We start from the raw sequence: 18,961 nt of genomic DNA, 5'->3' as shown, positions 1-18,961 counted from the left end.
TTATGTCACAACTGACCCATATTAATGCCGAGGGTGAAGCGCATATGGTGGATGTTTCCGCCAAGGCCGAAACCGTTCGTGAAGCGCGCGCGGAAGCGTTTGTCACTATGCAGGCCCGCACGCTGGCGATGATTGTCGACGGCAGCCACCACAAAGGCGATGTGTTCGCCACCGCACGTATTGCGGGCATTCAGGCGGCGAAACGTACCTGGGAGCTGATCCCGCTGTGCCACCCGTTACTGCTGAGCAAAGTGGAAGTCCAGTTGCAGGCGCAGCCGGAGCACAACCGTGTGCGCATCGAAGCGGTCTGCCGTTTGAGCGGTAAAACCGGCGTCGAAATGGAAGCGCTGACGGCGGCTTCGGTTGCCGCGCTGACTATCTACGATATGTGTAAAGCCGTGCAGAAAGATATGGTGATTGGCCCGGTGCGCCTGCTGGAAAAAAGCGGCGGCAAATCGGGGGATTTTAAGGTGCAACACGATGATTAATGTTCTTTTCTTTGCGCAGGTGCGCGAACTGGTCGGCTGCGACAGCCTGGTCTCGGAGACGGTTTTCCCGTCCGTTGAAGCGCTACGCCAGCATCTGGCGGCAAAGAGCGACCGCTGGGCGCTGGCGCTGGAGGAGGGCAAGCTGCTGGCGGCGGTGAACCAGACGCTGGTCAGCTTCGAACACCCGTTAAGCAGCGGTGATGAAGTGGCGTTTTTCCCGCCGGTCACCGGAGGCTAAAATGAGCGATACGCGAATTTGTGTCGAACGCGCAGCATTTAACGTCGGCGAAGAGTACAGCTGGCTGGCGGCGAATGATGAAGATGGCGCCGTGGTGACCTTTACCGGCAAAGTGCGCAACCACAATCTCGGCGACAGCGTCAGCGCATTAACGCTGGAGCACTATCCAGGCATGACTGAAAAATCGCTGGCGGAAATCGTCGAACAGGCGCGTAGCCGCTGGCCGCTTGGCCGCGTAACAGTTTATCACCGCGTCGGGGAACTCTGGCCGGGCGATGAAATCGTGTTTGTCGGCGTCGCCAGCGCCCATCGCAGCAGCGCCTTTGATGCCGGGCAATTTATTATGGATTACCTGAAAACCCGCGCGCCGTTCTGGAAGCGTGAAGCCACTGCGGATGGCGATCGCTGGGTTGAAGCCCGCGACAGCGATAAACAGGCTGCGCAGCGTTGGTAATTCATTGAACCAGGATGTGTTAACCTTAGTGATGTAACCCCATCTATCAGGAGTGACTATGGACCGTTATCCTCGTTCTGATTCTATCGTCCAGCAGAGCCGCACCGGGCTTCAGACCTATATGGCGCAGGTCTATGGCTGGATGACCTGCGGCCTGCTGCTCACCGCTTTTGTCGCCTGGTATGCGGCCAACAGTGAAGCGGTAATGTCGTTTGTCTTCTCCAGCCGGATAACCTTTTTTGGGCTGATTATCGCGCAACTGGCGCTGGTATTTGTGCTTTCCGGGTTAATTCAGCGTTTGAGTGCGGGCATGGCGACCACGCTATTTATGCTCTATTCCGCGCTGACCGGGCTGACGCTCTCCAGTATTTTGCTGGTTTACACCGCGCAATCTATTGCCGCGACCTTTGTGGTAACCGCCGGCATGTTTGGTGCGATGAGCCTGTACGGCTACACCACCAAACGGGATCTCAGCGGTTTCGGCAACATGCTGTTTATGGGGCTGATCGGCATTGTGCTCGCTTCGCTGGTGAATTTCTGGCTGAAAAGTGAAGCGCTGATGTGGGCGGTGACTTATATCGGCGTGGTGATTTTTGTTGGCCTGACGGCGTACGACACGCAAAAGCTGAAAAACATTGGCGAGCAGATCGATACCCGCGATGCTTCGCTGCTGCGTAAGTATTCCATCCTCGGCGCGCTGACGCTGTATCTCGACTTTATCAACCTGTTCCTGATGCTGTTGCGCATTTTCGGCAACCGCCGTTAATTTGTCAGTCGCCATCAGGCAAATCGCCTGATGGCGCTACGTTTTGCTCATCCCGCAAGACGCCATCGAATCCATCAGCCCGCTTTCTCCATCGCGCGTTCATTTTTCTCCCGCAGTTTCTTCGCCCGGCTTTCCAGCGCCAGATAACCGATCAGCGCCAGCAGCAGCGGCAGAAAATAGTAGAGCACGCGATAAGCGAGCAGGGCCGCAATAATGGTTCCCTGCGCCACATGTTCACCCGCCAGCAGGGCGATAAATACCGCTTCCAGCACGCCGATACCCGCCGGAATATGCACAATCACCCCGGCAATACTGCTTACCAGCAGCACGCCGAGCACAAAAAAGAAATCCGCTTTCATGCCCAGCAGCAACCAGATAATCGCGCCCATCGCTATCCAGTTGGCGCTGGAGATCACTAACTGGGCGACGGCGAATTTCCATGAAGGTAACACCAGTTTGTGGCCTTTCACCGTCAGATGACGGCGCTTAGCGAAAGCGCAGCACCACAAATAGCCGATAATCACCAGCAGCAGCACCACACCCACAATGCGCAGCGTGCGTTCATCGATATACCAGTGCGTCGGGATCTGCACCACACCAAAGGTGAAGATCACACCGCCCAGCAAGATGTAGCCCAGCCAGTTGGTGGTAATACTGAGTGAGAAAATCCGCGTGATCGTGCTGCCTGGCAGCCCAAGGCGTGAATAGAGCCGGTAGCGCATGCCGATGCCGCCAACCCAGGTGCTGAGCGTCAGGTTAAAGGCATAACAGATAAACGACACCAGCATCACCTGGCGTTTCGCCAGTTTATGCCCGCAGTAAGCGCGGCCGAGCAGATCATAAAACCCGTACAGCACATAGCTGACAATCACCAGCGCGACGGCGCTCAGCAACGCGGTACGGTTGTAGTCGCCAATGACTTGCCAGACATCGTCCCAGTTGACCTTCTGCGCATAGAGCACCAGCAGCACGGCCACGGCGATAAAAAACAGCGCCGTCAGGATCTTTTTCGCCAGCCGCCAGCGAGGATGTGATTTCTTCATCAGGGCTTCACCCCCGAACGTTCCGTTTCCGCGCGATCCTGGGTTTCGATTTCTGGCTGGATGGGCGGTTTCACCTGCGCCAGTTGCGGCGTATGTGCGGGAAGCCAGCCGGCCATGGCCGGAAAATGGCGTAAGAAGTGGAATACGACAATGCTCTTGCCGAGGTTCCACCAGGTGCGCTTCGGTGCCATCGACTCATCCACTCGCACGCAGTCCTCGCGAATAATGGCCTGCAAATTATCGCGCAGCGTCTGGTTAAATTCACGGTCATGGATAATCAGGTTAGCCTCCAGATTCAGCGACAGGCTGAGCGGATCGAGGTTGCTGGAACCGACGGTTGCCCAGTGATCGTCCATCAGCGCCACTTTGCCGTGCAGCGGGCGGCGGCGATATTCATACACCTGAACGCCGCCTTTCAGCAGATAGTTGTACAGTAGCTCCGCGCCGACTTTGACAATCGGCATATCCGGCTCGCCCTGCACAATCAGCTTCACCGACACCCCGCGCCGGGCAGCGTTGCGCATGGCGTGCAGCAGGCGGTAACCTGGAAAGAAGTAGGCGTTGGCAATAATCACTTCGCGGCGGGCGTTGGCCAGCATCTTTAGATAATGGCGTTCAATATCGTCGCGATGATCGTTATTATCGCGCCAGATAAACAGCGCCTGCGCTTCGCCGGGCGTACGGTTCTCTTCCGGGCGATGGCGTCGGCGCTGCCACCAGCGTTTTGCTGGCGCGTTATCCGGCAGATTCTCCAGCTCGAATTGCAGAATATCTTCCACAATCGGCCCTTCAACGCGCACGGCGTAATCCTGCTTGGCTTCCGGGCCATAGCTGGTGAGATGTTCCGCTGAATAGTTAATGCCGCCGACGAAAGCCACGGTGTTATCGATCACCACAATTTTACGGTGCATGCGGCGAAAGAGATTGGTTCGCATACCGAGCAGGCGCGGGCGCGGATCGTAATAGCGGAATACCACGCCAGCGGTGGTCAGCTCGTTGACAAACGGTTCGCTTAAATCCGGCGAGCCGTAACCATCCAGCAGCACTTCGATGTTGATCCCGCGCCGGGCGGCCCGCAGCAGTACCTGCTGCAACTGGCGGCCAACGTTATCCTCAAACCAGATAAAGGTTTCCAGAATGACGCGTTGCTGTGCATGGTCGATGGCGTCATACAGCGCCGGATAGTAGTTGTCGCCGTTTTCCAGCAACTGAATACGGTTACCTTCCCGCCAGGTGCATTTCATAGGTGGATCTCCGCGCTCAGAGGGGCGTGATCGGAAAGGTGTCGCCAGTTACGCAGCGGCAGCGCGGTCGGCGCGCTGGCATTGGCGTTTTTCACATAGATGCGATCGAGCCTCAACAATGGCAGTGCGACCGGGAAAGTGCGGGCAGGGCGGCCATGAGCGCGGGTAAAAATCTCCTCCAGCCCGGCCTGCATCTTCAGCGGATGGTTCGCTTTTTGCCGCCAGTCATTAAAGTCGCCCGCCACCACGACGGGTTCGCCCTCGGGCAGCGCATTTACCCACTCTGCCAGCATAGTGAGCTGCGCCTGGCGATGGGCTTCCCGCAGGCCAAGATGAACGCAAATGACATGTAATGAATGACCGAGATCCGGTGGCGTAATGCGGCAGTAGAGCAGGCCGCGTTTTTCGCTGCCATCGACCGAAACATCACGATTTTCAAAGTGTTCAATCGGATAGCGGGAAAGCACCGCATTTCCGTGGTGCCCCTCGGGGTAAACCGCGTTGCGTCCGTAGGCGTAATCGCTCCACATGGTATCGGCAAGAAATTCATAGTGGGTGGTGTCCGGCCAGTTCTCCACATGCAGTGGATGCACTTCGTGGGCACCCATCACTTCTTGCAGGCAGACAATATCCGCGCTGACGGTCCGTACTGCGTCACGCAGCTCAGGCAAAATAAAGCGCCGGTTAAACGCGGTAAAGCCTTTGTGGGTATTGATGGTGAGCACTTTCAATGAAAAATGTCGCGCGTGTTGGGTCATAATTCTCCTGCCAGCGTCACTCTCCTCGTGAAAATAAATTGTAGTCCCTGTCACAAATTGTGGCGGGGTTACGGAATTTTCCGTAAATCCGCGTACTCTTCAGAAAGACAAAAATTCTTCAGGAGAGAGGCCATGAAGTGGCAACAGCACGTTCGTGATGTAACAGGCCTGAGTTGCTGGCAGATTATGTTGCATATGCTGATAGTCGCGCTATTGGTGATGGGCTGGATGAGCGGCTCTCTGGTGCGCGTCGGCCTCGGCCTGTGCGTACTTTACGGTGTGTCCGTACTGTTGATGCTGTTTCTTCAGCGCCACCACGATGCACGCTGGCGCGGCATCGGTGATGTGCTGGAAGAGTTGACCACCACCTGGTATTTCGGCGCGTCGCTGATCGTTATCTGGTTACTTTCCCGCGTGTTGCCTAATCACTTTATTCTGGCCGCCGCCGGGCTGGTTATTCTTGCGGGTCCGGCGGTGGTATCGCTGCTGACCAAAGAGCGCAAGTTAGGCAATATTTCTGCGAAACAGCGCATACGCCGCTGAACCGGTGATGGCCGCAATCACCACCAGCGGCCATAAACTCTGCCAGACAATCGTTAAGCTGGCATCCTTCAGATAAATCTCCTTGGTGATATCGGTAAAGTGCCGGATAGGATTGGCCCAGGTCAAATCCTGCAACCAGACCGGCATGTTCTCGACCGGCGACACATAGCCTGACAGCAGGATCGCCGGCATCATAAAGACAAACACGCCAATAAATGCCTGCTGCTGTGTGGCGCAAAGCGACGAAATCAGCAGGCCGAAACCCACCAGCGACAAGCCATAAATCAGCATCGAGAAATAGAACAGCAGTAGCGAGCCGGCAAAGGGAATTTTATAAGCCAGAATGCCGACAGCGAGCACAATCGTCGCCTGAAACGTTGCAACAATTAGCGCCGGCACGGCTTTGCCGACAAAAATTTGCCATGTGGAGAGCGGCGAGACCAGGAGCTGATCCAGCGTGCCCTGTTCGCGTTCACGCGCCACCGATAGCGAGGTCACAATCATCACGCCGATGGTGGTGATCATGGCGATCAGCGACGGTACCACAAACCATTTGTAATCGAGATTGGGGTTGTACCAGTTGCGTATCACCAGCTCGCTGTTATTCGGTTTCTGCTGGCCGCTCAGCAGCTCCTGCTGATAATCCTGCACGATTTGTTGCAGATAGTTGGCGGCGATTTGCGCGCTGTTGGAGTTGCGCCCGTCGAGGATCAACTGCATTGGTGCGGTGATGCCGCTATCAATATTGCGGGAAAAATCGGCCGGGAAACGCACCAGCAATAACGCTTTTTGCGTATCGATGGTCGGGCGTATCTCCTGCGGACTTTTCAGCAGCAGAATATGAGTAAAGGCTTTGGCGCGGGCAAAACGCTGCGTCAGCTCAACCGCATGCTTACCGTTATCTTCGTTATAGATGGCGATAGTGGCGTTGGTCACTTCCAGCGTGGCGGCAAAGGGGAACAGCAGCACCTGCAACAGCACCGGCAGGATCAGAATGGCGCGGGTTTGCGGTTCGCGCAGTAGCGACTGTAACTCTTTGCGGATAAGCGTCAGTAAACGGTGAAACATGGGTTTTCCTTAATCCAGTCTGCGTTTGGTTTTCAGCCACGTCAGGCCAATAAACATCAGCGCCGAGGCAATCAAAAACAGGACGTTAACCATCAACACCACCGGGATATTGCCCGCCAGGAACAGGCTTTGCAGGGTACTGACAAAATAACGCGCCGGAATGATATAGGTCACCACGCGGATCACGGCGGGCATGCTGTCAATCTGGAAGATAAAACCGGATAGCATAATCGACGGCAAAAAGGCGGCATTCAGCGCGACCTGCGCGGCATTAAACTGGTTACGTGTGACGGTGGAAATTAGCAGCCCCATTCCCAATGTGCTGAGCAAAAACAGGCTGGTGATGAGGAATAAAATCAGCAGCGAGCCGCGATAAGGCACGCCAAGAATAAACACCGACACCAGCATGCACAGCAGCATCGCCAGCATGCCGAGAAAATAGTAGGGAATCAGTTTGCACAGCAGCAATTCCGCGCGCGTCACTTCGGTTGAAAGCAGGGCCTCCATCGTGCCGCGCTCCCATTCGCGCGCCACCACCAGCGAGGTGAGGATGGCGCCAATCACCGTCATGATGATGGTCACCGCGCCAGGAATAATAAAATGCTGGCTGATGGCGGCGGGGTTAAACCAGTAGCGGGTCTGCACATCGATCAACGGATCAAATGTCTGGCCACGATCTTCTGCCCGCTGCTGCTGCCAGAGCTGCCAGATCCCCTGTACGTAGCCCTGCACAAAGTTGGCGGTATTCGGTTCGCTGCCATCGGTGATCACCTGAATCGGCGCAACTTCATTGGCGCGCGCCATCTGCGCGGCGAAATTCGTCGGCACCACCACCAGACCGCGAATACGCCCGGCCTGCATCATCTGGATAAGCTGCGGGCGGTTATCGCTGATCGTGGCATCAATATAGGGCGAGCCGGTCAGCGTATGGGTGAAATCCATCGCCTCTTTGCTCTGCTGCTCCAGCAGCACGCCAATACGTAGCTTGCTGGAATCAAGGTTGATGCCGTAGCCGAAGATAAATAGCAGCAACAGCGGGATGACGACGGCAATCAGCCAGCTACTGGGGTCGCGGACAATCTGCCGCGTCTCTTTGACGCACAGCGCCCGCACGCGCCGCCAACTGAGAGTGTTAAGATGCATGGCCGTGCTCCTTATCCCAGTTATGGATAAGCGTAATAAAAGCCTGCTCCATTGTCGGATCCGGGTTATCCGCATCGGCGCTTTGCGCCTTTAAATCATCCGGCGTACCGCTGGCGATAAGCTTTCCGCGATACACCAGCCCGATACGATCGCAATATTCGGCTTCGTCCATAAAGTGCGTGGTGACCATCACGGTGACGCCTTTCTCCACCATGCTATTGATGTGCAACCAAAACTCCCGGCGCGTCAGCGGATCGACACCGGAAGTAGGTTCATCAAGGAACAGAATATCCGGTTCATGCATCAGCGAGCAGGCCAGCGCCAGGCGCTGCTTAAAGCCCAGCGGCAATTCATCGGTCGCATGATGAGCAATGGCTTTCAGCCCGAACGCCTCGCTCATGCGGGTTATCTTTTCGTTTTGCGCCCGTCCGCGCAGGCCGTAGACGCCGGAGAAAAAGCGCAGATTCTGCTCCACCGTCAGGTTGCCGTACAGCGAGAATTTTTGCGCCATATAACCCAGATGCTGACGCGCTTTGCCGGAGCTGACTTTGAGATCGAGATTCAGCACCAGCGCCTGGCCGTCGGTGGGCACCAACAAGCCGCACATCATCTTAAAAGTGGTCGATTTACCCGCGCCGTTTGGCCCCAGCAGGCCGAAGATTTCACCGCGCTTGACGGCAAAATTGACATGGTCGGTGGCGGCGAAATCACCAAACTTTTTGGTCAGCGAGCGGGCTTCAATCACTGTTTCGTCCGTGCTGCCTTCCACCGTATGCAGAATTGCCCCCAGCGGGGATTCGGACGCGCCAGCGCCGCCGAGCAGATCGATAAACGCATCTTCAAAGCGCGGCGCGGTTTCCGTGATCTCTACTGGCGGCATGTTGTCGGCGTGGCGAATTTCGTCGGCGTGCGCCTCTTTTTTCAGGATCATGCGCACCGAACGCCCCTGGATCATGCCATCGCTGACCTGCGGCTGACGCAGAATAAGACGCAGCAAGCGGCGGTTGTTCTCCTGCGCGCTGGTGACAAGAAAACTGCGGCCGGCCATGCGTTGCGTCAGCGCGGTCGGCTCGCCCTGATACAGCAATTCGCCTTCGTTCATCAGCAGTACATCGCGGCACTGCTCCGCTTCATCAAGATAGGAGGTGCTCCAGAGGATCAGCATCCCTTCGCCCGCCAGTTCATGCACCATTTGCCACAGTTCGCGACGGGAAATTGGATCAACGCCGACGCCCGGCTCATCCAGCAACAGCACTTTCGGTTCGCCGACCAGCGTGCAGGCCAGCCCCAGTTTCTGCTTCATCCCGCCGGAGAGCTTTCCGGCCAGCCGTCCGGTAAACGGGGCGAGGGCGGTAAACTCCAGCAGGCGTTCGAAGGTCTGACGGCGCTGCTCGCCGGTGACGCTGCGCAGATCGGCATACAGATTGAGGTTTTCCATCACCGTTAAATCTTCATACAGCCCGAACTTTTGCGGCATATAACCGAGCATGGCGTGCAGTTCGCTATCCTGACGCAGCGGATCCAGCCCCATCACCTGCACGCTGCCTTCGTCCTGCTTCATCAACCCGGCAAGAATGCGCATCAACGTGGTTTTCCCTGCGCCATCCGGGCCGACCAGCCCGGTGACATAACCGGCGCGAATCTCGCAATCAAGCTTTGCGACAGCGGGTTTTTCCATACCCGGAAAGCGTTTTACCAGCCCGCGTAAATGGATGGATGCCTCATTCATGACGCGCCTCGCCCGCAAAACGCACGGTTACTGGCATCCCCTGGCGCAGCGAGTTGTCGGCATCGGTAACGATAATGCGCAGGCGATACACCAGATCGGTTCGCAGATCCGGGGTTTGCACGGTTTTGGGCGTAAATTCGGCCGTGGGCGAGACAAAGCCGATTTTGCCGTGATACGGCTTATTCGGCCGTCCATCGGTGTAAAGCAGTACTTCCTGCCCTGGCTGCGCCTGCTGCAAATTGATCTCATCAACATATGCGCGCACCCATACCGGACGGGTTAACGACAAGGTGAATACGGTGCCGCCTGCGCTGAGCATGCTGCCCGGCTCGACGGCGCGGGTCAGGATTGTCCCGGCGGAAGGGGCGACCAGCGTGGTGTCATGCAGGTCCAGTTGCGCCTGCGCCAGCGCGGCCTGCGCCTGTTCAAGGCCCGCTTTCGCCTGTTCAATCTCCTGCGGGCGGTTACCGGTGCGGTACTGGCTTAACTTGTCCTGCGCGGATTTCAGCGTGGCCTGCGCCTGATCTCGTGTGGAACGGGCATTTTCCAGATCGTTGGCAGAGATCACCCGGCTTTTCCATAACCCTTGCTGACGTTGATAGTAGTTTTGCGCGTAGTCATAGGCGGCCCGCGCCTGATTCACTGCCGCGACAGCCTGGGCAATCTCTTCATCACGATAACCGGCGGTAGCCAGATCGTATTTCGCTTGCGCGGTGGAGACGTTGGCCTTCGCCTGCAACAAGGCGTTCTCATAAGGCGCTTTATCGATCTCACCGAGCGTCTGTCCGGCCTTGATCGCATCGCCCTCATCAACGTTTAGCGAAGCGAGCCGTCCGCCGACGCGGAAACTCAAATTCACCGTGCGAATATCAACGTTACCGTACAGGGTGAGCGCGCGCTCTTGTCTGCTCTGATACCACATCCAGCCGCCAGCCAGCGCGGCGATAACGACCACCACAATCAACACCGTAACGAGAGGTTTTTTCATCACTCCGGACTCCTGTGCGTTAATCCTTGCAAAATGAGATCGATATGGCAGGTGATAACCTGATAAATCTGCGCGGTTTTCTCTTCGTCAAACTGCGACCAGCCTGCACGCAGCAAGAAGGTTTCCCGCCCGAGACGAAACGCGAGAATTTCACCGAGCAGCGCGTGGGTATGAATAATGGTTTCGGTATCTGTGGCATCCCGCCCGGTATAGGCCGCCAGCAGGGCGGTGAGATGGCTGTGCATCGGCGCAATGACCTGATCGTGCACCCGCTGATACGCCCGCGTTGGTGAGAGCTGCTCGCGGGAGATAAATTTGCTCAGATTCAGCGTTTCATCATGGGTGAGCAGCGTGATCATGCTGCGGCAGGCGCTATGGATCAGGGCGCGTATTGCTGCTTTATCCGGCTCCGGCTGCGCAAACAGCGCCTCTGCTGCCTGGACATGCGGGTGGAAATTCTTATTGATAAAGTCGGCGATCCACTGGGCGCAGGCGAGGTATAAATCCTCTTTCGAACCAAAGTAATAGGTGATCGCCGCAATATTTTGCCCGGCCTGCGCGGCGATATCGCGGGTAGTAGCGTGCAACCCGTATTCACCGAATTGCGCCAGCGCGGCGGCAATCAACTGTTGTTTGGCCTGTTCGCCTTTACTGGTCGTGGGGGTTGTATTCATGGCGGCAAAATAATTAATCAATCGATTGATTAAATTTATGCTTCAGGGCGAAGCTTGTCCAGCACCAGGCAGGGAAAAGGTGACGGGTGAAGCGGAAACCGGTTCAGCAGGCGCTGGAAGGGGTTGCTATGCTGACCTGCAACAGGCGGAAAGATTGCAGATGATCCCTGGCCGGATATTTATGCGCTCGATCACAAAAGCTGATACACTCCGCACCTTCATGACATTGTGGTTTTTGTCATCAGTCAAATTATATCTCCCTGAAAACTACACCTGTGACAGGTCGGGGCGGTGCGGAGTTGTTATGTCATTTGATGCCCTTGGCCTGAATCCGGAAATTCTGCGCGCAATCGCCGAGCAGGGTTATGTTCAGCCGACCCCTATTCAGCAGCAGGCGATCCCCGCCGTACTGCAAGGCCGCGATCTGATGGCCAGCGCCCAGACCGGTACCGGTAAAACGGCTGGCTTCACCCTGCCGTTGCTGCAACTGCTGGTGCAAAAAGAGCCGCACGCGAAAGGCCGCCGCCCGGTGCGTGCGCTGATCCTGACGCCAACCCGTGAACTGGCGGCGCAAATCGGTGAAAACGTACGCGACTACAGCCAGTATCTGAACATCCGTTCGCTGGTGGTGTTTGGCGGCGTCAGCATCAACCCGCAGATGATGAAACTGCGCGGTGGCGTTGATGTGCTGGTGGCTACGCCTGGCCGTCTGCTGGATCTGGAACACCAAAACGCGCTGAAACTCGATAGCGTGGAAATTCTGGTGCTGGATGAAGCCGACCGCATGCTGGATATGGGCTTTATCCACGATATTCGCCGCGTGCTGGCAAAACTGCCGCCGCGCCGTCAGAACCTGCTGTTCTCCGCGACCTTCTCCGACGACATCAAAGCGCTGGCGGAAAAGCTGCTGCATAACCCGCTGGAAATTGAAGTGGCACGCCGCAACACCGCCTCCGAGCAGGTGACGCAGCATGTGCATTTTGTAGATAAAAAACGTAAGCGTGAGCTGCTGTCACAGATGATTGGTCAGGGGAACTGGCAGCAGGTGCTGGTCTTTACCCGCACCAAGCACGGCGCCAACCACCTGGCGGAACAACTGAATAAAGATGGCATCACCAGTGCGGCGATCCACGGTAACAAGAGCCAGGGCGCACGTACCCGTGCGCTGGCAGATTTCAAATCCGGGGATATTCGCGTGCTGGTGGCCACGGATATCGCCGCGCGCGGTCTCGACATCGAAGAGCTGCCGCACGTAGTGAACTACGAGCTGCCAAACGTACCGGAAGATTACGTCCACCGTATCGGCCGTACCGGGCGCGCGGCGGCTATCGGTGAAGCGCTGTCGCTGGTCTGCGTTGATGAACACAAACTGCTGCGCGACATTGAACGTCTGCTGAAAAAAGAGATCCCACGCATTGCCATCGAAGGCTATGAGCCGGATCCGTCCATCAAAGCCGAACCGATCCAGAATGGTCGCGGCCAGGGGGGCGGTCGTCAGGGTGGTGGCCGCGGGCAGGGCGGTGGTGGACGTGGTCAGTCTGCGCCGCGCCGCAATGAGGGCGAGGAGCAGAAACCGCGTTCCCCGCGTCGCACGGATGGTGAAGCGCAAAAACCACGTGCTCCACGCCGCAGTGAAGGGGGTTCACGCCGTCTGGATGGTAACGCTCAGCCTGCGCGTGACGGCCAGAGTAAACCGGCAGGAAACGGCGCCCGCCGTCGCCGTCCGCGTAAACCGACCGCCGCTCAGTAAGGCATTTTGCAGGCCGGATATACTTTATCCGGCAATCGACGCCGCCAGCGGGCAATGGACCTGCTGGCGGCGTCGTTTTATCAGGCTTGCGATCGGCGATTAACGCACGCCAGCCAGGCCTGACGCGTTTCCCGCGCCCGCAGCGCCCGCCATCAACCGCACGGGAACACCATGCGAGCCTCAGCCTTACAGCACTTCACCCTGGCTGGCGATAACTTGCTGATACCATTCAAAACTGCGTTTTTTGCTGCGCTTCAGCGTACCGTTGCCGTCGTTATCTTTGTCGACATAGATAAAGCCATAGCGCTTTTTCATCTCGCCGGTTCCGGCACTGACGATATCAATCGGTCCCCACCAGGTGTAACCCATAATGTCGCAGCCATCGTCAATGGCTTCTGCCATGGCCTGAATATGGCGGCGGCCATAATCGATTCGCGCCAGATCGTTAATCTGCCCGTTGGCATCCGGCTCATCGACGCCGCCATAGCCATTTTCGACAATAAACAATGGCTTGCGGTAGCGATCCGCCAGCTCATTACAGACGATACGGAAACCCTGCGGATCGATCGGCCAGCCCCAGGCGGTTTTTTCAAGAAACGGATTATCCAGCCCGGCAGTACCGCCGGTATCAATGCGAAACTGGCCGCCCGCCTTATGCAGTACGCTGCGGTAGTAGCTAAAGCCGAGGTAGTCCGACGGATAGTCAGCCAGCAGTTGCAGATCGCCATCGGCAATGGCCAGCTCCACGCCCAGCTCACGGAACAGACGCGGCGCAAATGCCGGATAGTGGCCGAGCATCATCACATCGGAGAAAAACAGCGAACGGCGGCGTAACTGCATAGTAGAGAAGATATCTTCCGGGTTGCAGGTTGCCGGGTAAACGGTGCTCAGCGACAGCATGCAGCCGATTTGTGCGCCGGGAATGATGTCGTGGCACAGCTTGTTCGCCAGTGCGTTAGCGACAAACTGGTGGTGATTCGCCTGCCAGATATCCTGCGCGCCAGCGCTGGCATCCACCGCGCCGGTGGCGAATGGCATGCGGTTCATGTTGTTCAGTTCGTTGAAGGTCATCCAGTATTTGACCTTGCGCTGGTAACGGCGGAATACCGTTTCGCAGTAGCGGCTGAAGAAATCAATCAACTGGCGATTCTTCCAGCCGCCATACTCCTGATACAGCGCCAGCGGCGTCTCATAGTGGGAGAGGGTAATCACCGGTTCAATGCCGTACTTCAGCAGCTCATCAAACAGATCGTCGTAAAATTTTAGCCCCGCTTCGTTTGGCGTAGTTTCATCGCCACGCGGGAAAATGCGCGACCAGGCAATCGAGGTACGAAAGCATTTGAACCCCATCTCTGCGAACAGCGCGATGTCTTCTTGGTAGCGATGGTAGAAATCAATCGCTTCGTGGCTGGCGTAATAGAGATTCGGGTCAATCACCGCATCATGTTTGCCGGAAGCGATACCGCCGCGCACTACATCAGCAATCGATGGCCCTTTGCCATCCTCGTTCCATGCGCCTTCCGCCTGGTTGGCGGCAATCGCGCCACCCCACAAAAAATCTTTCGGGAAAATAGCCATCTCAGCTCCTTAATCGCGTAAGTCTGCGCCGTTAGAGGCGATCAGTTTTTTGTACCAGTGATAGCTTTTCTTTAGCGAGCGCGCCTGTGTGCCGTTGCCCATATCATCCTGGTCAACATAGATAAAGCCGTAGCGTTTGGAAATTTGCGCCGTACCGGCGCTGACCACGTCAATCGGCCCCCACCAGGTGTAGCCAAACAGATCGACGCCGTCGCCAATCGCTTCCTGCATCTGCTCGACATGCTGGCGCAGATAATCGATACGATAATCATCGTCGATAGAGCCGTCCGGGTTGACGGTATCCACTGCGCCGAGACCGTTTTCGGCAATAAACAGCGGCTTCTGGTAGCGGTCATAGAGCTGGTTTAAGGCGAGACGCAGCCCTTTCGGGTCAATCTGCCAGCCCCACTGGCTGGTTGGCAGGTACGGGTTGCGGATACCGCCAGTCACCATATTGCCTTCCGCTATTTCCCGTTTTTCCGGGTGTGCGCTAACGGTGCTCGACATGTAGTAGCTAAAGGAGACGAAATCGACCGGGTGCTGGCGCAGGATCTCATCATCGCCGACCACTTTTTGCAGCGTGACGCCTTTTTCCGCCAGCATGCGATCGGTGTACGCCGGGTAGTAACCGTGCGCCTGCACATCGCTAAAGAACAGCGACACGCGTTGCATCTCTTCGCAGGCCTGCAAATCGTCCGGGTGGCAGGTGTGCGGATAGAGCATCTGGTAGCTGATCATGCAGCCGACCTGCGAGCCGGGAATAATGGCATGGCAGGCTTTGGTGGCCAGCGCACTGGCGACAAACTGATGGTGCGCGCCCTGGTATTTATCCTGTTCGAGATGCGGATTGTCCTCTTCGATCACGCCAACGCTGACATACGGATGATGCTTCACACAGTTGATCTCGTTGAAGGTCATCCAGTACTTCACTTTTTTGCGGTAGCGGGTGAAGACCGTGGTGGCGAAACGCACGTAAAAATCCACCAGTTGGCGGTTCGGCCAGCCGCCATAGTCGGTCACCAGCGCCAGCGGCATCTCGTAGTGCGATAGTGACACAATCGGCTCAATACCGTGCGCCAGCAGCGTATCGAACACCTCGTCGTAGAATTTCAGCCCGGCTTCGTTCGGCGTGGTTTCATCGCCGCGCGGGAAGATGCGCGTCCAGGCAATCGACATGCGAAAACACTTAAAACCCATCCCGGCGAACAGGGCGATATCCTCTTTAAAGCGGTGGTAAAAATCGTTGCCTTTGCGTTTCGGGTAGTACTTTTTGCTGTCCGGATCCTGCGCTTCGCGTATCTGCGCGTGCGTCATGCCAAGCCATTGATCGAGCCAGCGCTCGCGCGGCGTATTGATATCAAACGTGTAGACATCAGAAACGGAAAGCCCTTTACCACCCACATTCCATGCGCCTTCCAGTTGATTCGCCGCTGTTGCGCCACCCCATAAAAATCCTTCCGGGAATGCTTTCGAAAATGCCATACCTTTGCTCCTTACGCCGCTGTCGCGGTCAGTGTGAGAAATGCGTCCCGGCTGGCGACATCGCCTTGTACTTTGACCGGGCTGATATCGCCGTATTGTTCGCTGTTGGTGACGACCACAATCACGCTCGGATCGATGCCAGCGGCCTTCAGGGCCGCCAGATCAAAGCTCACCAGCAGATCGCCTACCTCGACGCTCTGCCCGGCGGCGATGTGGCTGGTGAAGTGCTTACCGCCCAGTTTTACCGTGTCGATACCGATATGAATGAGGATTTCCGCGCCGGTATCGCTTTGCAGCGCCAGTGCGTGATGGGTTTCAAACAGGGATTCCACCTTGCCGTTAACCGGGGAGCGCAGCTCGCCGCTGGTGGGGTAAATCGCCAGCCCTTTACCGAAAATCTCATCGGCAAATACCGGATCGCTAAGGGCATTGAGGGGTTTCAGCTCGCCGCTCACCGGGGCAAACAGTTTTTCTTCGGTACGCGCTACCGACATCGGGCTGACCCCGGCCACCACCGTCTCTTCAAATCCGAGGATCACCGTGACGACCGCAGCGCAGACAAACGAAATGGCGATACTGACCAGTGCCCACAAAAATGTCGGGCCGACCAGCGCCGGAAGGCCAGGCAGACCGCTGAGCGCAAAGGCGTAGGTTTTCACCCCCATCGCCATGGCAACACCGCCGCCGCACGCGCCGCCAATCAGCGCGGCGGCAAACGGGCGTTTATAACGAATATTGATGCCGTACATCGCCGGTTCGGTAATCCCCATGACCGCGCTGAAGCTGGTAGTCAGCGCCAGCGATTTCAGCTTTTTATCCCGCGCCCGCAGGAACACGCCAAAGGCCGCGCCCGCCTGGCCGAGGTTGGCAACATAGAAGAGGATTTTGAACGGATCGAAACCCAGGGTGCTGATGTTGTTGATCATGATTGGCACCAGCACATAGTGCATGCCGGTGATAATGATCATCGACAGCGTTCCGCCAACCACTACGCCCGCCACGATACCAGCATTTTCCACCAGCCAAATAATGCCGCCGGAGAGCGCACTACCGGCGAAAATCCCCAGCGGGCCAATGGCAATCAGCGTAATCGGCGTGACAATCACCAGGCTCAGTAGCGGCACAAACATCGTTTTCAGTACGCCGGGCATGATGCGATCAATCAGCTTCTCTACCCGGCTCAGCAGCCAGATGGCCAGCAGGATCGGGATCACCGTTGAGGCATAATTCACGGTTGGCACCGGCAGGTGCATAAAATTGATCGGCGCGCCGGATTTAAACAGCGCCTGAATTGCAGGATGGAAGAGGGCGGCGGCCAGCGCGACTGCCACGTAAGGATTCGCGCCGAACTTATTAGCGGCGCTGAAAGCCAGTGCCAGCGGCATAAAGTAAAACACGCCGTCGCTGATGGCGAGCAGGATTTGGTAGGTCTGGTTGCTGGTTTCCAGCCACTGCATCGCGACCACTAGCGCCAGGACGCCTTTCAGAATACCGGCTCCGGCAATCGCCGGGATGATCGGCGAGAAGATACTGGACAGCCCCTCCAGCAGCACCGATACCGGGTTGCGGCGTTTATCATGTTGTACAGCGCCGCCGGACGAAACGCCGGGTAATTTGGCCAGCAGCGCGTCGCACAGTGGCGCCACATCGTTACCGATAATCAACTGAAACTGATCGCCAGAGATATTGACACCTATCACGCCATCCAGCGCTTCCAGCGCCGCGCGATCGGCCTTGTCGTTATCTTTGAGTAAAAAACGCAGACGGGTAATACAATGAAACAGCGACAGAATATTGTCCTTGCCGCCGATCCTGTTGATGATCTGCTGCGCGGTATCCTGATAATTCATGATAATTCCTCCAGACTGACGCCCGCATCGCCGGCATCATCCACAATCACCGGCTTTACGCCGATACCTTGTTTCCTCTGGGGTTTGCCTGATTAAACAGTAACAAGCCTGGACGGAATCTATACACTCTCCTTCGGGCTGCCGCTTTGTTGGCTGCGGCTACGCGAATGATTTCTGTAAACTAATTGGGTTCTGCCCGCTGCACGACGTTTTCGATATGCACGGTCAGATAGAGCTTTTCCGAGTTACTCATGGTGTGGTGATAATGTTTGCCGACAAACTCATTGATGGTATCGACGCATTTCAGGGTGGTCTGATAGCGGCGCTGTACCATGGCAAATAACTCTTCGTCGTCATTATTTAACACCACCCCATCAATCACCCGCTGGGCGAAAAATTTTAAATGGGTAATGAAACGCTGGTAATTCAGGCTGTGCTCGTCGAGCGGCAGGCTAAAAAAGTATTTAACGATATTCTGTAATTGATAAATAAGCCGCGTGATTTGCGTGGTTTTTCCCATGCTGTCGTTCAGCCCGGCATTCACAATATGTAGCGCAATACTGCAGGCTTCGCCGTCAGGTAATAATTGCCCGGTGCGCGCCATCACCATACCAATCGCCTGGCGACCAAGAGCATATTCAGCGGTATAAAAATGGCGCACTTCCCACTCCAGCGGATTCGGCAATTGCTCATGTTTTTCATTGCGTTGCAGCGCGAAATGGAGATGGTCAGCGAGCGTGACGTACAAGCCTTCGCTTAATTTGTGCGATAGCTGACTGCGGGCCAGCGCGACAATGTCGGCGGTCAGTTGCACTATTTCGACAGGCACTTCGCTAACCAGATCTTTAAAACGGGCCGAGACCTGCGAATCCTGCAAATGGAATATTTTCTCGATGGCTTGCTCGTTAACGCTGGCGCCGTTCTGCGTATTAAAACCCAGCCCTCGCCCGGTCAGAATAACCTCAAAGCCACGATCGTCGATGGCGCTGACCACGTTATTATTTAAGATTTGTTTGACCAGCATCGCTAACTCCTGCAAACAAAAACGGGCAAAACATAAATACAGCAACGGACATAATCTGTCCTTGTTCTCTGCATTTAGGTTTTGCCCGATATTCGGTAACAAGCGTAATGCAGGTAAAAACTAGCATTGCCCTGTTCAATG

General features: G+C 56.3%; 18 protein-coding genes. 6 read left to right on the top strand and 12 right to left on the bottom strand.

Annotation, left to right across the window (positions count from 1 at the left end):
• The first annotated feature begins 2 nt into the window (after window positions 1-2).
• The 4 genes from moaC to AWR26_RS17500 are packed head-to-tail and all read left to right on the top strand — an operon-like array spanning window position 3 to window position 1,946.
• Window positions 3-488: a cyclic pyranopterin monophosphate synthase MoaC gene (gene moaC / locus AWR26_RS17515; protein WP_064567729.1), complete on the top strand. Its 486-nt coding sequence runs from the start codon at window positions 3-5 to the stop codon at window positions 486-488.
• On the top strand, window positions 481-726 hold the full coding sequence (moaD, locus tag AWR26_RS17510) for a molybdopterin synthase sulfur carrier subunit (RefSeq protein ID WP_064567727.1): 246 nt from the start codon (window positions 481-483) through the stop codon (window positions 724-726). Before moaC ends, moaD begins: the two co-directional genes overlap by 8 nt.
• Before the next feature lies 1 nt (window position 727).
• Complete coding sequence (gene moaE / locus AWR26_RS17505; protein ID WP_064567725.1) at window positions 728-1,180, top strand: molybdopterin synthase catalytic subunit MoaE; 453 nt, start codon at window positions 728-730, stop codon at window positions 1,178-1,180.
• A gap of 58 nt (window positions 1,181-1,238) precedes the next feature.
• Window positions 1,239-1,946, top strand: a complete 708-nt coding sequence (locus tag AWR26_RS17500; protein WP_007373970.1) for a Bax inhibitor-1/YccA family protein — start codon at window positions 1,239-1,241, stop codon at window positions 1,944-1,946.
• A 74-nt stretch (window positions 1,947-2,020) separates the two neighbouring features.
• On the opposite strand, the gene AWR26_RS17495 is transcribed toward AWR26_RS17500, so the two are convergent.
• From AWR26_RS17495 to AWR26_RS17485, 3 genes are read right to left on the bottom strand one after another with little or no spacing between them, the layout of a single operon-like run.
• Window positions 2,021-2,989 (bottom strand): lysylphosphatidylglycerol synthase domain-containing protein, encoded by a 969-nt coding sequence (locus AWR26_RS17495; RefSeq protein WP_064567723.1) that lies wholly within the window; start codon window positions 2,987-2,989, stop codon window positions 2,021-2,023.
• A complete protein-coding gene (gene clsB, locus AWR26_RS17490; protein ID WP_064567721.1) occupies window positions 2,989-4,233 on the bottom strand; it encodes a cardiolipin synthase ClsB in 1,245 nt (414 codons plus the stop codon). Before clsB ends, AWR26_RS17495 begins: the two co-directional genes overlap by 1 nt.
• Window positions 4,230-4,991 (bottom strand): endonuclease/exonuclease/phosphatase family protein, encoded by a 762-nt coding sequence (locus tag AWR26_RS17485; RefSeq protein ID WP_064567719.1) that lies wholly within the window; start codon window positions 4,989-4,991, stop codon window positions 4,230-4,232. Before AWR26_RS17485 ends, clsB begins: the two co-directional genes overlap by 4 nt.
• Before the next feature lie 132 nt (window positions 4,992-5,123).
• On the opposite strand from AWR26_RS17485, the gene AWR26_RS17480 reads away from it, so the two are divergent.
• Window positions 5,124-5,534: a YbhQ family protein gene (locus AWR26_RS17480; protein ID WP_064567717.1), complete on the top strand. Its 411-nt coding sequence runs from the start codon at window positions 5,124-5,126 to the stop codon at window positions 5,532-5,534.
• Here AWR26_RS17480 and AWR26_RS17475 read toward each other — a convergent pair.
• From AWR26_RS17475 to cecR, 5 genes are read right to left on the bottom strand one after another with little or no spacing between them, the layout of a single operon-like run.
• Window positions 5,496-6,602, bottom strand: coding sequence for an ABC transporter permease (locus AWR26_RS17475; protein ID WP_064567715.1), 1,107 nt, complete (start codon window positions 6,600-6,602; stop codon window positions 5,496-5,498). The two genes, AWR26_RS17480 and AWR26_RS17475, sit on opposite strands and share 39 nt — an antisense overlap.
• A 9-nt stretch (window positions 6,603-6,611) precedes the next feature.
• Window positions 6,612-7,745 (bottom strand): ABC transporter permease, encoded by a 1,134-nt coding sequence (locus AWR26_RS17470; RefSeq protein WP_064567713.1) that lies wholly within the window; start codon window positions 7,743-7,745, stop codon window positions 6,612-6,614.
• Window positions 7,735-9,474 (bottom strand): ATP-binding cassette domain-containing protein, encoded by a 1,740-nt coding sequence (locus AWR26_RS17465; protein ID WP_064567711.1) that lies wholly within the window; start codon window positions 9,472-9,474, stop codon window positions 7,735-7,737. The genes AWR26_RS17470 and AWR26_RS17465 overlap by 11 nt, the downstream gene beginning before the upstream one ends.
• On the bottom strand, window positions 9,467-10,462 hold the full coding sequence (hlyD, locus tag AWR26_RS17460; RefSeq protein ID WP_064567709.1) for a secretion protein HlyD: 996 nt from the start codon (window positions 10,460-10,462) through the stop codon (window positions 9,467-9,469). The genes AWR26_RS17465 and hlyD overlap by 8 nt, the downstream gene beginning before the upstream one ends.
• The gene (cecR, locus tag AWR26_RS17455; RefSeq protein WP_064569050.1) at window positions 10,462-11,136 is read right to left on the bottom strand and encodes a transcriptional regulator CecR; all 675 of its coding nucleotides are present in this window, start codon (window positions 11,134-11,136) and stop codon (window positions 10,462-10,464) included. The genes hlyD and cecR overlap by 1 nt, the downstream gene beginning before the upstream one ends.
• A 304-nt stretch (window positions 11,137-11,440) precedes the next feature.
• Between cecR and rhlE the strand changes: the two genes are divergently transcribed.
• Complete coding sequence (rhlE, locus tag AWR26_RS17450; RefSeq protein ID WP_064567707.1) at window positions 11,441-12,886, top strand: ATP-dependent RNA helicase RhlE; 1,446 nt, start codon at window positions 11,441-11,443, stop codon at window positions 12,884-12,886.
• Window positions 12,887-13,072: 186 nt separating this feature from the next.
• Here the strand turns inward: rhlE and AWR26_RS17445 are convergent, their stop codons facing one another.
• The 4 genes from AWR26_RS17445 to licT form a co-directional block, all read right to left on the bottom strand.
• Window positions 13,073-14,464, bottom strand: coding sequence for a glycoside hydrolase family 1 protein (locus tag AWR26_RS17445; RefSeq protein ID WP_064567706.1), 1,392 nt, complete (start codon window positions 14,462-14,464; stop codon window positions 13,073-13,075).
• Window positions 14,465-14,473: 9 nt separating this feature from the next.
• On the bottom strand, window positions 14,474-15,946 hold the full coding sequence (locus tag AWR26_RS17440; RefSeq protein WP_064567704.1) for a glycoside hydrolase family 1 protein: 1,473 nt from the start codon (window positions 15,944-15,946) through the stop codon (window positions 14,474-14,476).
• An 11-nt stretch (window positions 15,947-15,957) separates the two neighbouring features.
• Entirely contained in the window at window positions 15,958-17,796 is a 1,839-nt protein-coding gene (locus tag AWR26_RS17435) for a beta-glucoside-specific PTS transporter subunit IIABC (RefSeq protein WP_064567702.1), read from the bottom strand.
• A 181-nt stretch (window positions 17,797-17,977) separates the two neighbouring features.
• Complete coding sequence (licT, locus tag AWR26_RS17430; protein ID WP_064567700.1) at window positions 17,978-18,820, bottom strand: BglG family transcription antiterminator LicT; 843 nt, start codon at window positions 18,818-18,820, stop codon at window positions 17,978-17,980.
• Window positions 18,821-18,961 lie beyond the last annotated feature (141 nt).

The sequence above is a fragment of the Kosakonia oryzae genome (assembly GCF_001658025.2).
Taxonomy (GTDB): Bacteria; Pseudomonadota; Gammaproteobacteria; order Enterobacterales; family Enterobacteriaceae; genus Kosakonia; species Kosakonia oryzae.
This window is presented reverse-complemented; position numbering and strand designations above follow the sequence as displayed.

Bases quoted from the DNA above. Each gene is read 5' to 3' on its own strand.
- AWR26_RS17465 (WP_064567711.1), bottom strand. From the start codon at position 9,474: ATGAATGAGGCATCCATCCATTTACGCGGGCTGGTAAAACGCTTTCCG.
- moaD (WP_064567727.1), top strand. From the start codon at position 481: ATGATTAATGTTCTTTTCTTTGCGCAGGTGCGCGAACTGGTCGGCTGC.
- AWR26_RS17445 (WP_064567706.1), bottom strand. From the start codon at position 14,464: ATGGCTATTTTCCCGAAAGATTTTTTGTGGGGTGGCGCGATTGCCGCC.
- moaE (WP_064567725.1), top strand. From the start codon at position 728: ATGAGCGATACGCGAATTTGTGTCGAACGCGCAGCATTTAACGTCGGC.
- AWR26_RS17470 (WP_064567713.1), bottom strand. From the start codon at position 7,745: ATGCATCTTAACACTCTCAGTTGGCGGCGCGTGCGGGCGCTGTGCGTC.
- clsB (WP_064567721.1), bottom strand. From the start codon at position 4,233: ATGAAATGCACCTGGCGGGAAGGTAACCGTATTCAGTTGCTGGAAAAC.
- AWR26_RS17500 (WP_007373970.1), top strand. From the start codon at position 1,239: ATGGACCGTTATCCTCGTTCTGATTCTATCGTCCAGCAGAGCCGCACC.
- AWR26_RS17480 (WP_064567717.1), top strand. From the start codon at position 5,124: ATGAAGTGGCAACAGCACGTTCGTGATGTAACAGGCCTGAGTTGCTGG.
- licT (WP_064567700.1), bottom strand. From the start codon at position 18,820: ATGCTGGTCAAACAAATCTTAAATAATAACGTGGTCAGCGCCATCGAC.
- cecR (WP_064569050.1), bottom strand. From the start codon at position 11,136: ATGAATACAACCCCCACGACCAGTAAAGGCGAACAGGCCAAACAACAG.
- AWR26_RS17485 (WP_064567719.1), bottom strand. From the start codon at position 4,991: ATGACCCAACACGCGCGACATTTTTCATTGAAAGTGCTCACCATCAAT.
- AWR26_RS17475 (WP_064567715.1), bottom strand. From the start codon at position 6,602: ATGTTTCACCGTTTACTGACGCTTATCCGCAAAGAGTTACAGTCGCTA.
- AWR26_RS17495 (WP_064567723.1), bottom strand. From the start codon at position 2,989: ATGAAGAAATCACATCCTCGCTGGCGGCTGGCGAAAAAGATCCTGACG.
- hlyD (WP_064567709.1), bottom strand. From the start codon at position 10,462: ATGAAAAAACCTCTCGTTACGGTGTTGATTGTGGTGGTCGTTATCGCC.
- rhlE (WP_064567707.1), top strand. From the start codon at position 11,441: ATGTCATTTGATGCCCTTGGCCTGAATCCGGAAATTCTGCGCGCAATC.
- AWR26_RS17440 (WP_064567704.1), bottom strand. From the start codon at position 15,946: ATGGCATTTTCGAAAGCATTCCCGGAAGGATTTTTATGGGGTGGCGCA.
- AWR26_RS17435 (WP_064567702.1), bottom strand. From the start codon at position 17,796: ATGAATTATCAGGATACCGCGCAGCAGATCATCAACAGGATCGGCGGC.
- moaC (WP_064567729.1), top strand. From the start codon at position 3: ATGTCACAACTGACCCATATTAATGCCGAGGGTGAAGCGCATATGGTG.